A 12,986-nucleotide genomic window follows, 5' to 3' on the forward strand; every position below is an offset into this window, starting at 1 on the left:
AGTTTTTTATTTAATGGAAGGTTTATAACCATAGCCTCTGTTTAGGGTAGGATAGGGGAGTGAATCTGTATCATCTTTAACTTCTAGTTCTTAATCTGTTTACCTTTATGATGAAAAGTACAGACAAATTTTTTGAAAACATCATGAAAAAGTTTTAAACTATTCTAGTAAACAAAAGTAAACGTTTACGTTTAAGGAGGACTATTGATGTCATATAAAACAAGCAATGCAGAAGGACCTGTAGATTTTATAAATACCTATGATTTGGAGCCTATGGCCCAACAAGTTATTCCCAAAGCTTCTTTTGGGTATATTGCAAGTGGTGCAGAGGACACTTTTACTTTGAGAGAGAATATCCGAGCTTTTAACCACAAACTCATTGTTCCTCGGACTTTATGTGATGTGGAAAATCCAAGCACAGAGATTGAATTTGATGGTGAAAAACTATCTTCACCAATCATTATGGCACCTGTTGCAGCCCATAAACTAGCTAATGAGCAAGGAGAAGTTGCGACTGCGCGTGGAGTACACGAGTTCGGTTCACTCTATACAACTAGTTCCTACTCAACAGTTGACCTGCCAGAAATTTCTCAAGCCCTTCAAGGTACACCTCATTGGTTCCAATTCTACTTTAGTAAAGATAATGGCATTAACCGTCACATTATGGATCGCGTCAAGGCAGAAGGTTATAAGGCTATTGTCTTGACTGCCGATGCGACAGTAGGAGGTAACCGTGAGGTAGACAAACGCAACGGTTTTGTGTTCCCAGTTGGCATGCCTATCGTAGAAGAATACCTACCTCAAGGTGCTGGTAAGTCAATGGACTATGTCTATAAATCAGCCAAACAACGCCTATCTCCACGAGATGTAGAGTTTATCGTAGAATACTCAGGACTTCCTGTTTATGTCAAAGGTCCACAATGCCGAGAAGACGTTGAGCGCTCACTGGATGCAGGGGCTTCAGGTATTTGGGTAACCAACCACGGTGGTCGACAGATTGATGGTGGACCGGCTGCTTTTGACTCGCTACAAGAAGTGGCTGAAGCAGTAAATAAACGTGTGCCAATCGTTTTTGACTCTGGTATTCGTCGTGGTCAGCACGTCTTTAAAGCCTTGGCTTCTGGAGCTGACTTAGTAGCCATTGGACGACCTGTTATTTATGGTTTAGCCCTTGGTGGTAGTGTTGGTGTACGCCAAGTCTTTGAACATTTGAATGATGAATTGAAGACAGTTATGCAGTTATCTGGAACACAGACAATTGAAGATGTGAAACGATTCAAGCTTCGTCACAATCCCTATGATCCAAGTTTCCCAGCTGATTCACATGATTTAAAATTGTATTAGTAGTAAAACAAACCTCCACTTCAAGTGGAGGTTTTTGAGTACTGTCTTTGTAAACGTGAAAGAGAGTTTAAAAAGTGAACTTAACGAGTATATAAGAAAAAATTTTAATACATTTTAAACTATTTAAAAAATTTTTAGGAAATTTAGTTGACAAATGTAGATTTTGAGAGTATACTTATAATTGACAAATGTAGACTTTGGAGGGATAGCAATGCAGATTTCGGATGCAGAATGGCAGGTCATGAAGATTATCTGGATGCAGGGGGAGCAGACTAGTACTGATCTCATAAAAGTATTAGAGAAAAGGTTTAGCTGGTCTAAGTCCACGATTCAGACACTCTTAGCCCGCTTGGTGGAAAAAGAATGTTTGACTCGGGAAAAGCAGGGCAAGTCCTTTATCTATTCAGCCCTGTTGACACAGGAAGATAGCAAGAAGTTACTTGTCAAGGATATCAAAGACAAGGTTTGTTCCCGCAGGATGAAGCAGTTACTTGCTAATTTGATCAAAGAATGTGACTTTACCCTAGCTGACCTGGAAGGCTTGGAGGAAGTGATTTCAAAGAAAAAAGCAAGTGCTGTAACAGAAGTAAGATGTAATTGTATGTAAAGGAGACGCGATGTTAAATCTATTTGTATCTATTGTTATTTTAGGAATGATTGCTTTTATCCTCTTTTGGTTTTTCAAAAAACCGCAAGAAGATGCTAAAAAAGCTCAACAAAAGAATGGCTATCAAGAAATTCGAGTGGAAGTCATGGGGGGATACACTCCAGAAACTATTATCCTCAAAAAATCGCAACCAGCTCGTATTATTTTCGATAGAAAAGACCCTTCACCTTGCTTAGACCAAATCGTTTTCCCAGACTTTGGTGTGCATGCAGATCTGCCTATGGGAGACCAATATGTGGTTGAAATCACTCCTGAAGAAGCAGGAGAATATGGTTTCTCTTGTGGCATGAACATGATGCACGGTAAGATGATTGTAGAATAGGAGAATGATATGACAGAAATTGTGAAATCAAGTATTGAAAATGGTGTTCAAAAAATCCGTATCACAGCAGAAAAAGGCTACCATCCAGCCCATATTCAACTCCAAAAAGGAATTCCTGCTGAGATTACCTTTCATCGTGTGACACCATCAAACTGTTATAAAGAAATTCTTTTCGAAGAAGAAGGGATTTTAGAACCAATTGCTCAAGATGAGGAAAAAGTCATTCGCTTTACTCCTCAAGACTTGGGTGAGCATGAATTTTCATGTGGCATGAAGATGCAAAAGGGGACCTACATCGTTGTTGAAAAAACCAAAAAGTCTCTCAGTCTTTTACAACGTTTTTGGATTACCAGCATTTTTACCCTACCATTAGTCCTCCTCATGCTTGGTATGCTGACTGGCAGTATCAGTCACCCAGTCATGCACTGGGGAACCTTCTTAGCTACGACACCCATTATGCTGGTAGCTGGAGTTCCATATATCAGAAGCGCCTGGGCTAGCTTTAAAAAACATAATGCCAACATGGATACCTTGGTAGCTCTTGGAACCTTGGTAGCCTATGTCTACAGTCTATTCGCTCTCTTTGCAGGCCTACCAGTATATTTTGAAAGTGCTGGATTTATCCTCTTCTTCGTTCTTTTAGGTGCAGTTTTTGAAGAACGTATGCGTAAAAATGCTTCGCAAGCAGTCGAAAAATTATTAGACCTACAAGCAAAAACAGCAGAGGTTTTGCGTGATGATGTTTATGTTCAAATACCTCTAGAACAGGTCAAAGTTGGCGATTTAATTCGCGTTCGACCAGGTGAAAAAATTGCCGTTGATGGGACTGTGTTAGAAGGTGAAACGAGTATTGATGAATCAATGGTGACTGGGGAAAGTATTCCAGTCGATAAATCAGTTGGAGATGCTGTCATTGGTTCAACCATCAATAATAGTGGTACGATCATCTTTAGAGCTGAAAAAGTTGGTTCTGAGACTATGTTGGCTCAGATTGTGGACTTTGTGAAAAAAGCGCAAACGAGTCGTGCTCCTATTCAAGATTTGACCGACAAGATTTCTGGGATTTTTGTACCAGCAGTTGTCATTTTAGGGCTTCTTACTTTTTGGATCTGGTTTGTTTTCCTAGGAGAAAGCTTTGTGACGTCACTTCTCTACGGAGTTGCTGTTTTGATAATTGCCTGTCCTTGTGCACTAGGACTCGCGACACCGACAGCCCTCATGGTTGGAACAGGACGAAGTGCCAAGATGGGGATTCTTCTCAAAAATGGTACAGTTTTACAGGAAATCCAAAAAGTCCAAACGGTTGTTTTTGACAAGACAGGAACCTTGACCGAAGGAAAGCCAGTAGTGACAGATGTTATTGGTGATGAAAGAGAAGTGCTAAGTTTGGCTGCTTCACTGGAAGATGTATCTCAACACCCGCTAGCTCAAGCTATTGTTAATCGTGCATCTGAACTAGGAATTAGCCTTTACCCAGTGGAAAACTTTCAAGCCTTGCATGGAAAAGGTGTGACTGGGATTATAAATAGTAAACAAGTCTTGCTTGGGAATGCCAAACTCTTAGATGATCTTGCTATTCCACATGATTATCAAAAACGATTTGATTTGCTTGAGAAAGAAGCAAAAACAGTTGTCTTCTTATCCGTGGATGGTCAGTTAAAAGGCTTAATTGCCTTGCAGGATGTCCCTAAGGAAAATGCCAAAGAAGCTATTGCTAAATTGAAAAAACGTGACCTTAGAACGGTCATGCTTACCGGAGATAATGCTGGAGTAGCGCATGCGATTGCAGAGCAAATTGGAATCGAAGAAGTGATCGCAAATGTCTTGCCAGAGGAAAAGGCACATGAAATTCACAAACTTCAAAAGAATGGCAAATTGGCCTTTGTTGGAGATGGCATCAATGATGCGCCAGCCCTCAGTGTAGCGGATGTCGGAATTGCCATGGGCTCTGGTACAGATATTGCTATCGAATCAGCAGATCTTGTCCTTACAACCAACAATTTACTAGGATTGGCACGTGCTTTTGATATGAGTAAGAAGACCTTTAATCGAATTCTACTCAATCTTTTCTGGGCTTCTATCTATAACCTCATTGGTATTCCGATTGCAGCAGGAGTGTTTTCTGGTCTTGGTTTGGTACTCAATCCAGAACTTGCAGGATTGGCCATGGCCTTTAGTTCAGTCTCTGTTTTAATCAGCTCTCTTATGCTTAATTTTACTAAAGTCGATTAATACTCTTCGAAAATCAAATTCAAACCACGTCAGCTTCACCTTGCCGTACTCAAGTACAGCCTGCGGCTAGCTTCCTAGTTTGCTCTTTGATTTTCATTGAGTATAAAAAGGCGGTCTTAACCGCTTTTTTTGCTATTCTAAAACAGATTTTCAAAACGCTTTCAAACTGTACTGTAATAGAGAATGGAGTATTCTGAGCATATACTTAGAAATCTAAAATCAAATATGATAAATTAGGATTGTAAATTTACAGAATCGTTTTCAATTACTATATAAAAGCGTTTTTTGTAAATATATGAAATTATTTTGAAGGAGAGTTATCATTATGACTCAAGGGAAAATTACTGCATCTGCAGCAATGCTCAACGTATTGAAAACATGGGGCGTAGACACTATCTACGGTATCCCATCAGGAACACTCAGCTCATTGATGGACGCTTTGGCTGAAGACAAAGATATCCGTTTCTTGCAAGTTCGCCACGAAGAAACAGGTGCTCTTGCAGCGGTTATGCAGGCTAAATTTGGCGGATCTATCGGTGTTGCAGTTGGTTCAGGTGGACCTGGTGCAACTCACTTGATCAACGGTGTTTACGATGCAGCTATGGATAACACTCCATTCCTTGCTATCCTTGGATCACGTCCAGTTAACGAATTGAACATGGATGCCTTTCAAGAATTGAACCAAAATCCAATGTACAACGGTATCGCTGTTTACAACAAACGTGTAGCTTACGCAGAGCAATTGCCAAAAGTGATTGACGAAGCTTGCCGTGCTGCCGTTTCTAAAAAAGGTCCAGCTGTCGTTGAAATTCCAGTAAACTTTGGTTTCCAAGAAATCGACGAAAACTCATACTACGGTTCAGGTTCATACGAGCGTTCATTCATCGCTCCTGCTTTGAACGAAGTTGAAATCGACAAAGCTGTTGAAATTTTGAACAATGCTGAACGTCCAGTTATCTACGCTGGTTACGGTGGTGTTAAAGCTGGTGAAGTAATCACTGAATTGTCACGTAAAATCAAAGCCCCAATCATCACAACTGGTAAAAACTTCGAAGCTTTCGAATGGAACTACGAAGGTTTGACAGGTTCTGCTTACCGTGTTGGTTGGAAACCAGCCAACGAAGTGGTCTTTGAAGCAGACACAGTTCTTTTCCTTGGATCAAACTTCCCATTTGCTGAAGTTTACCAAGCATTCAAAAACACTGAAAAATTCATCCAAGTGGATATCGACCCATACAAACTTGGTAAACGTCACGCCCTTGACGCTTCAATCCTTGGTGATGCAGGTCAAGCAGCTAAAGCTATCCTTGATAAAGTAAACCCAGTTGAGTCTACTCCATGGTGGCGTGCAAACGTGAAGAACAACCAAAACTGGCGCGATTACATGAACAAACTTGAAGGTAAAACTGAGGGTGCGCTTCAATTTTACCAAGTTTACAACGCTATCAACAAATACGCTGATCAAGACGCTATCTACTCAATCGACGTCGGTGACTCTACTCAAACATCAACTCGTCACCTTCACATGACACCTAAGAACATGTGGCGTACATCTCCACTCTTTGCGACAATGGGTATCGCCCTTCCTGGTGGTATTGCTGCTAAGAAAGACAATCCAGATCGCCAAGTATGGAACATCATGGGTGATGGTGCATTCAACATGTGCTACCCAGACGTGATCACCAACGTTCAATACAACCTTCCAGTTATTAACGTGGTCTTCTCAAATGGTGAATATGCCTTCATCAAGGACAAATACCAAGACACAAACAAACACTTGTTTGGTTGTGACTTCCCTAATGCTGACTATGCGAAAATCGCTGAAGCGCAAGGTGCTGTAGGGTTCACTGTAAACCGTATCGAAGATATCGATGCAGTCGTTGCAGAAGCTGTTAAATTGAACAAAGAAGGTAAAACAGTTGTCATCGATGCCCGTATCACTCAACACCGTCCACTTCCAGTAGAAGTACTGGAGTTGGATCCAAAACAACACTCAGAAGAAGCAATCAAAGCCTTCAAAGAAAAATACGAAGCTGAAGAGCTTGTACCATTCCGCCTCTTCTTGGAAGAAGAAGGGTTGCAATCACGCGCAATTAAATAATTCCTCTCGTCGAAAATCAAAAGTAAACATTGTAGATTTTATGCATTGATTTTCATAGAGAGAAACTTAAAAGATCGGAGCAATCCGGTCTTTTTGTGGAGGACAGTAAATGAATTTAAATCAATTAGATATTATCGTGTCAGAAGTTCCCCAGGTCTGTGCTGAATTAGAGAGTATCTTGGATAAAAAGGCGGACTATGTTGATAACTGTTTTGCTCAGTTCACGATTGGCAGTCACTGTCTTATGTTATCCCAAAATCATTTGATTCCTTTGGAAAATTTTCAGTCAGGAATCATTCTACACATTGAGGTTGAGGATGTCGACCAGAACCAAAAGCGGTTAAAAGAGATTGGTGTCGAGATTTTACACGGTCCTTGTGAAACGGATTGGGGAACAGAGTCCTTATTAGTTAAAGGTCCTGCTGGTCTAGTAATTGATTTTTATAGAATGAAATAAGGGCGCTTAGTCATTTGAAGTTAACCTTAATGATTCTTAAAACAGAATGTGAGAATATGAACTATTAAAAGATCGGAGCAATCCGGTCTTTTTTTCCCCAATCTTTTCTGTTAAAATAGACTCATTAGAATATTTGAAGGAGAAAAATATGCCAATAAGTTTCTTTTTATTATTTGGTTTAATGGATTTAGGCTTTGCTGTCTTTACCTATTTTATGTTTGACTATTTTATCTTAAGTAATTATAGAAATGCCAAGAGATGCACCGAAAAAACGGAAGGAGTTATTATCCGATATTCCTATGCTCTTTATAACGGAATTAGCCTTCCAGTGGTTGAGTACACTGTTGATGGGAACCTATATAAGGTCGTCGGGCCAAAATTTCGATCTGCTATTTCAAATACAATCAGTACTCCCTTAGGTTCAATCGTATCTGATGTCAAAATGGACAATTTTGAAGATGGGGAAATTCCTCAGGTTTTAAGATATAAAATTTATAGGAACAGTTTCATATCTTTAACCAAATCACCTTTAGAAGAGTATTTTCCAGTGGGTAGTAAGGTTGCTGTTTATTATGACCCTAAAAAACCCAAATATTCCTACGTAGCAAGGCCTCTAAAACCAGGTCGTTTTACATGGTTGTTCAAATATTCTGTCTACCTGTTTGTATTTATGATGATTGCCATGGCTTTCTTTACGGTGTTTATTCTTCCAAATCTTATGAACTAAGAGTTTCTTGTAGATTTTTCAAAAGTATGAAAACCATATCGTTACTATTTTTATAAAATCTTCTCCCTACTTTATAAGATATGAAAAAGAGTTCAACTGGAACTCTTTTTTTGCTATAATGAAGGGAGAAAAATCAGACAGGAGATCAAGATGTCAGAACCGTTATTTTTAAATTCTGTAATGCAAGAAAAAATCTGGGGTGGGACTAAACTACGTGATGAGTTTGGTTACGACATTCCTAGTGAAAAAATCGGAGAATATTGGGCAATCTCAGCTCATCCAAATGGAGTGTCTAAGGTAGCCAATGGCCGCTATGAAGGAACAGATCTCTCTACTTTGTATGCAGAACACCGTGAGTTGTTTGGCAACCGTCCAGAACCAGTATTTCCACTCTTGACTAAAATCTTAGATGCCAATGATTGGCTCAGTGTTCAAGTTCACCCAGACGATGCTTATGGACTAGAGCACGAAGGCGAACTTGGAAAAACAGAATGTTGGTATATCATCGCTGCAGATGAAGGCTCAGAGATTATTTACGGTCACAATGCTAAGTCAAAAGAAGAACTCCGCCAGCAAATCGAAGACAAGAACTGGGATGCCTTGCTGACAAAGGTACCTGTTAAGGCCGGAGATTTCTTCTATGTACCAAGTGGAACTATGCACGCTATTGGGGCAGGCATCTTGATTCTTGAAACGCAACAGTCTAGTGATACAACTTACCGTGTCTATGACTTTGACCGCAAGGATGATAATGGCAACTTGCGTGAACTTCATCTTGAAAAATCAATCGACGTTTTGAATATTGGTGAGCCTGCAAATAGTCGTCCTGTGACTGTCAAAGCAGATGATTTGCGTTCAACTATACTTGTTTCTAATGATTTCTTTGCTGTTTACAAGTGGGGAATCACAGGAAAAGTTGAATTTGAGAAGACAGCTGATTACAGCTTGTTCAGCGTTTTGGCTGGTCAAGGGAAACTGACTGTGGACGGAAAAGATTATCCAATTCAAAAAGGTAGTCACTTTATCTTACCAAGTGATGTTGAAGCTTGGACCTTGGAAGGGCAAGGTCTAGAATTGATTGTAAGCCATCCATAAAAAGAAAAGACTTGAGAGATATTCTCAAGTCCTTTTTTGTATTTACATAAATTGGGCGATAAAGACCACGATGATCATAATTGGAATGATGAAACGAAGAAGGAAAAGCCAGACTTGGAAAAGTCCTTGTTTCCAAGGTGTTTCATCAAGATGAAGTTCCTCCATTGCCAGTGTTTTCTTGAAAATATAGCCTGTAAAAAGAGACAAGCAGAGAGCACCGAAAGGCATGAGGAGGTTGGAAACCAAGAAATCCATGGCGTCAAAGAAGGTCTTTCCGAAGATATGGACATCAGCCATAAGACCATAGGATAGGGCAGAAGGGATACCAAATACAAAAGTTAAAACACCTAAAATCATACTCCATTTGGCACGCTTACGATTGTCTTGGTTGGTGATGTTACCAACATTGATTTCAAGCATAACGACTGAGGAAGTTATCGTTGCAAAGAGGAAAAGCAAGAGAAAGAGAATATAGAAAATAGTACCAAAAGGCATATTGTCAAAGAGTTGCGGCAAAACAATAAAGAGGAGACTTGGTCCACCTTCAGATTGGATATTAAAGGCTGACATAGCAGGGAAAATCGCAAGTCCAGCCATGATCGATACAGAGATGTTCAAGGCTACGATGGAAATTCCTGATTGGACCAGCTTAGTCTTTTTGTCTAGGTAGGAAGCGTAGGTCAGCATGGCTGTAACTCCAAGGGATAGGGCAAAGAAAGATTGACCAAGTGCATAGAGAAGTCCAGCACTTGTTAGTTTTGAAAAGTCAGGTTTGAGGAAGTAAACGACGCCTTCCATAGCATTTGGCAAGCTAAGAGAACGCCCGATAATAATGACAAAGATGATAAAAAGTAGGGGCATCATAACCTTTGATGCTCTTTCAATACCTTTTTGAACGCCGTGTGAAACAATGAAAATGTTCAAGAAGATAAAGGCTGCTTGGGCTCCTAAAGCAATAACTGGATTAGAAATGATGGACGAGAATTGCTGGGCATAATCTCCATTTCCGATTAGGTGGAATAATCTTCCAATCTCGATACCAAAGTATACCAGAATCCAACCCCCAATGACACTATAAAATGAGAGAAGGATGAAAAGAGCAAAGGCACCAATCCAACCAATAAAGTTGTACTTTTGATTGTTTCCAAGCTTGCCAAAGGTTTTGATTGCTGACACGCCAGCGCTTCGACCAAGGGCAAACTCAGCCAGTAGAAGAGGGAAACCAATTAAAATTGTCGAGATAAGAAAGACCAGTAAAAATCCTCCCCCACCATTGGCAGCGGTCATATAAGGGAACTTCCAAACAGCTCCAAGACCAATAGCAGAACCAGCAGATGCAAGGATGAAGCCCAGTTTTGATCCCCATTGCGATTTTTCAGACATCGTTAAAACTCCAATCTATTTTTAAAATAAGAAAAGGCTACTTGAGTTGTCAAATAGCCCTCTCACAATTGCTCTTTAAGAGCCTTTTATTTGATTGATAGACTTGATTATCCTATCATGTTTTCTGAAGCCTGTCAAGAAAGCGATTTTCATGTTTTCATAAAAAATATGATAAAATACTTGACTCTACCCTAAGGTAAGGGGATATACTATTCATGTGAGGAGGAAATCATGTACCATATCAAAGAAGCTGCGCAACTTTCAGGTGTCTCCGTCAAGACCCTCTACCATTATGATAAGATAGGACTCTTGGTTCCGTTAAAATCAGAAAATGGCTATCGAACCTATAGTCAAGAGGATTTAGAACGACTTCAGGTTATCCTCTATTACAAGTATCTAGGCTTTTCTTTAGAAAAAATAGCAGAGCTATTGAAGGAAGAAAAGACGGACTTGTTACCACATTTGGCAAGACAGTTGGATTACCTAACTCGAGAAAGGCAACATCTAGATACCTTGATTTCTACCTTGCAAAAAACTATTCAAGATCAAAAAGGAGAAAGAAAAATGACCATTGAGGAAAAATTCACGGGATTTAGTTATCAAGACAATCAAAAATACCACCAAGAAGCGATAGAGAAATATGGGCAAGAAGTTATGGATCAAGCCCTCGAGCGACAAAAGGGTCGTGAAGACGAGGCCACAGCCGCCTTCAACCAAGTTTTTCAAGCCTTGGCACAAAACCTTCAAGCTGGTCTGCCTGCAACAGCAACCGAAAACCAAGAAGAAGCTGGCAAACTCTTGCAAGCTATTCGTACATATGGATTTGACTGCTCTATGGAAGTCTTCGGTTATATCGGCCAAGGCTATGTCTATAATCCAGAGTTCAAGGAAAACATTGACAAGTTTGGAAAGGGAACAGCTCAATACACTTCAGATGTGATTGCAGCTTACGTTCAGACAAATGGAGAATAAATAGGCTAGGAAATTCCTAGCCTATTTTTTACTTCAACTCATAAAGCCAGTCATCACCGTCCTTGTAGTAGAAGAACTCACTGAGGTCCTCTTCCAAAAAAATACGAAGCATGTCAGACATATCCTCAGTAGATAGTTTTAGATGAGGTAGATTTTCAAGATCCTCCCACCAGACTTTCCCTTCGTCTGAAGATTGGAGCTCACCAGTAAAGTGTTCTGTTTTGTAAAAGAGGATAACATAACGATAGTCCTCGTCATCATACCAATCTTTGATACCACAGAGTTGAGGCTTAGAAATGGTCAGACCAGTTTCTTCCTTCACTTCACGAATGACGGCATCGACAAAGGATTCGCCACGTTCAACATGACCACCAGGAAAAGTAATGCCAGGCCAGTCAGGACTAACTCGGTCTTGGACAAGAACCTTGTCTCCATTTTTAATCATGCACATGTTGACAAATTCGACTGATTCTCTCCTGTTCATAGGCTTCTCCTTCGTATTTCTTAATCATAATGTAGACTTCCCGCCACCCAGCCAGTACAGAGGGCAGAAGTGATGTTAAAGCCACCTGTGTGGGCATTGATATCTAGTACCTCGCCAGCAAAGTGAAGTCCAGGAACCAATTTGCTTTCCAGTGTTTTAGGATTGATTTCCTTGAGACTAACGCCACCTTTGGTGACAAAGGATTTAGCCAATGACATCTTTCCAGTCACAGGAATCTTGAGGGATTTGATAGAGTGGATAAGTTGGTCTCGTTCTTTTTCAGTTAGTTGTTTGACCTTTTCTGGGTAGCCTTGCACCAAGAATTCTGCCAAGCGTTCTGGCAACAAAGGTTTCAAGGCATTTTTTAAGGATTTTTCACGGTTTTCTTCTAGAAAATTTACTAAGTCGCCTTCAGAAAGTTGTGGCAAAACATCTAAAGACAGGATTTCACCACCCTTGACAAAACTAGACATACGAAGAGCAGCGGGACCTGATAAACCAAAGTGGGTAAAGAGCAGATCATGAGTAATGACGTGCTTGCCATAACTGAGGGTCACATCATCTAGGGAAATTCCCTGCAAGGCCTTATGAGGAAAATCTGTCAATAAGGGACTTTCAGCAGCCTCAAGTTCGGTAATGGTGTGCTTAAAATGACGAGCAATCTCGTGGCCAAAACCAGTCGAACCAGTAGAAGGATAGGATTTGCCACCAGTTGTGACGATGAGTTTATCACAAGTGAAGGTCTGGTCTGCGGACTTAAGGACAAACTGGTCGTCTATCTTTTTAACCGAAACAATCTCCGTTTGAGTAGCAATTTGCCCACCAAGTTCATTGATTTTCTTTTCCAAAGCTTCAATAATAGTCCGTGATTTGTCGCTGGCCGGAAAGACACGGCCGTGGTCTTCTACCTTAAGTTTGACTCCATTCTCCGTAAAAAAGTTAATAATATCATGGTTGTCAAACTGGGAGAAGACGCTATAAAGAAAGCGCCCATTGCCTGGGATTCCAGCTAGTAGATCGTCTAGAGTTCCGTTGTTAGTTACATTGCAACGACCACCGCCAGTTCCAGCTAATTTTTTTCCAAGTTTCCGATTTTTTTCAATGAGAAGGGTTTTCTGCCCGTAAAAGCTACTGGAAATCGTAGCCATCATACCAGCAGGGCCACCTCCGATGACAATAGTATCAAAATGTTTCATAAGAGT

General features: G+C 40.4%; 12 protein-coding genes. 9 read left to right on the forward strand and 3 right to left on the reverse strand.

The window, feature by feature from the left end; genetic code table 11:
- Positions 1-207 precede the first annotated feature (207 nt).
- The 8 genes from lctO (at position 208) to manA (ending at position 8,945) form a co-directional block, all read left to right on the forward strand.
- Positions 208-1,344: an L-lactate oxidase gene (gene lctO / locus BQ2679_RS04835; protein WP_075566815.1), complete on the forward strand. Its 1,137-nt coding sequence runs from the start codon at positions 208-210 to the stop codon at positions 1,342-1,344.
- A gap of 211 nt (positions 1,345-1,555) precedes the next feature.
- Positions 1,556-1,951, forward strand: coding sequence for a CopY/TcrY family copper transport repressor (locus BQ2679_RS04840; protein ID WP_075566819.1), 396 nt, complete (start codon positions 1,556-1,558; stop codon positions 1,949-1,951).
- Positions 1,952-1,961: 10 nt separating this feature from the next.
- Positions 1,962-2,333 (forward strand): cupredoxin domain-containing protein, encoded by a 372-nt coding sequence (locus BQ2679_RS04845; RefSeq protein WP_075566822.1) that lies wholly within the window; start codon positions 1,962-1,964, stop codon positions 2,331-2,333.
- A gap of 9 nt (positions 2,334-2,342) precedes the next feature.
- Positions 2,343-4,565, forward strand: coding sequence for a heavy metal translocating P-type ATPase (locus tag BQ2679_RS04850; protein ID WP_075566824.1), 2,223 nt, complete (start codon positions 2,343-2,345; stop codon positions 4,563-4,565).
- A 325-nt stretch (positions 4,566-4,890) separates the two neighbouring features.
- Positions 4,891-6,666, forward strand: a complete 1,776-nt coding sequence (gene spxB / locus BQ2679_RS04860) for a pyruvate oxidase (RefSeq protein WP_075566828.1) — start codon at positions 4,891-4,893, stop codon at positions 6,664-6,666.
- Between the two features lie 109 nt (positions 6,667-6,775).
- Entirely contained in the window at positions 6,776-7,123 is a 348-nt protein-coding gene (locus BQ2679_RS04865; RefSeq protein ID WP_075566835.1) for a VOC family protein, read from the forward strand.
- A gap of 148 nt (positions 7,124-7,271) precedes the next feature.
- The gene (locus tag BQ2679_RS04870; protein WP_075566837.1) at positions 7,272-7,850 is read left to right on the forward strand and encodes a DUF3592 domain-containing protein; all 579 of its coding nucleotides are present in this window, start codon (positions 7,272-7,274) and stop codon (positions 7,848-7,850) included.
- Between the two features lie 150 nt (positions 7,851-8,000).
- A complete protein-coding gene (gene manA, locus BQ2679_RS04875; RefSeq protein ID WP_075566838.1) occupies positions 8,001-8,945 on the forward strand; it encodes a mannose-6-phosphate isomerase, class I in 945 nt (314 codons plus the stop codon).
- Between the two features lie 42 nt (positions 8,946-8,987).
- On the opposite strand, the gene BQ2679_RS04880 is transcribed toward manA, so the two are convergent.
- Positions 8,988-10,328: a sodium-dependent transporter gene (locus tag BQ2679_RS04880; protein WP_075566839.1), complete on the reverse strand. Its 1,341-nt coding sequence runs from the start codon at positions 10,326-10,328 to the stop codon at positions 8,988-8,990.
- 231 nt (positions 10,329-10,559) lie between these two features.
- On the opposite strand from BQ2679_RS04880, the gene BQ2679_RS04885 reads away from it, so the two are divergent.
- Entirely contained in the window at positions 10,560-11,300 is a 741-nt protein-coding gene (locus BQ2679_RS04885; RefSeq protein ID WP_075566840.1) for a MerR family transcriptional regulator, read from the forward strand.
- 28 nt (positions 11,301-11,328) lie between these two features.
- On the opposite strand, the gene BQ2679_RS04890 is transcribed toward BQ2679_RS04885, so the two are convergent.
- Both BQ2679_RS04890 and aao read right to left on the reverse strand, forming a co-directional pair.
- A complete protein-coding gene (locus BQ2679_RS04890; protein ID WP_075566841.1) occupies positions 11,329-11,784 on the reverse strand; it encodes an 8-oxo-dGTP diphosphatase in 456 nt (151 codons plus the stop codon).
- A 20-nt stretch (positions 11,785-11,804) separates the two neighbouring features.
- Complete coding sequence (gene aao, locus BQ2679_RS04895) at positions 11,805-12,980, reverse strand: aminoacetone oxidase (protein ID WP_075566842.1); 1,176 nt, start codon at positions 12,978-12,980, stop codon at positions 11,805-11,807.
- Positions 12,981-12,986 lie beyond the last annotated feature (6 nt).

The organism is Streptococcus timonensis (assembly GCF_900095845.1).
Lineage (GTDB): Bacteria > Bacillota > Bacilli > Lactobacillales > Streptococcaceae > Streptococcus > Streptococcus timonensis.

Excerpts from the sequence above, each read along its gene's own strand:
- BQ2679_RS04850 (WP_075566824.1), top strand. The coding sequence starts at position 2,343 with ATGACAGAAATTGTGAAATCAAGTATTGAAAATGGTGTTCAAAAAATC.
- BQ2679_RS04890 (WP_075566841.1), bottom strand. The coding sequence starts at position 11,784 with ATGAACAGGAGAGAATCAGTCGAATTTGTCAACATGTGCATGATTAAA.
- spxB (WP_075566828.1), top strand. The coding sequence starts at position 4,891 with ATGACTCAAGGGAAAATTACTGCATCTGCAGCAATGCTCAACGTATTG.
- aao (WP_075566842.1), bottom strand. The coding sequence starts at position 12,980 with ATGAAACATTTTGATACTATTGTCATCGGAGGTGGCCCTGCTGGTATG.
- BQ2679_RS04880 (WP_075566839.1), bottom strand. The coding sequence starts at position 10,328 with ATGTCTGAAAAATCGCAATGGGGATCAAAACTGGGCTTCATCCTTGCA.
- manA (WP_075566838.1), top strand. The coding sequence starts at position 8,001 with ATGTCAGAACCGTTATTTTTAAATTCTGTAATGCAAGAAAAAATCTGG.
- BQ2679_RS04840 (WP_075566819.1), top strand. The coding sequence starts at position 1,556 with ATGCAGATTTCGGATGCAGAATGGCAGGTCATGAAGATTATCTGGATG.
- lctO (WP_075566815.1), top strand. The coding sequence starts at position 208 with ATGTCATATAAAACAAGCAATGCAGAAGGACCTGTAGATTTTATAAAT.
- BQ2679_RS04885 (WP_075566840.1), top strand. The coding sequence starts at position 10,560 with ATGTACCATATCAAAGAAGCTGCGCAACTTTCAGGTGTCTCCGTCAAG.
- BQ2679_RS04845 (WP_075566822.1), top strand. The coding sequence starts at position 1,962 with ATGTTAAATCTATTTGTATCTATTGTTATTTTAGGAATGATTGCTTTT.
- BQ2679_RS04865 (WP_075566835.1), top strand. The coding sequence starts at position 6,776 with ATGAATTTAAATCAATTAGATATTATCGTGTCAGAAGTTCCCCAGGTC.
- BQ2679_RS04870 (WP_075566837.1), top strand. The coding sequence starts at position 7,272 with ATGCCAATAAGTTTCTTTTTATTATTTGGTTTAATGGATTTAGGCTTT.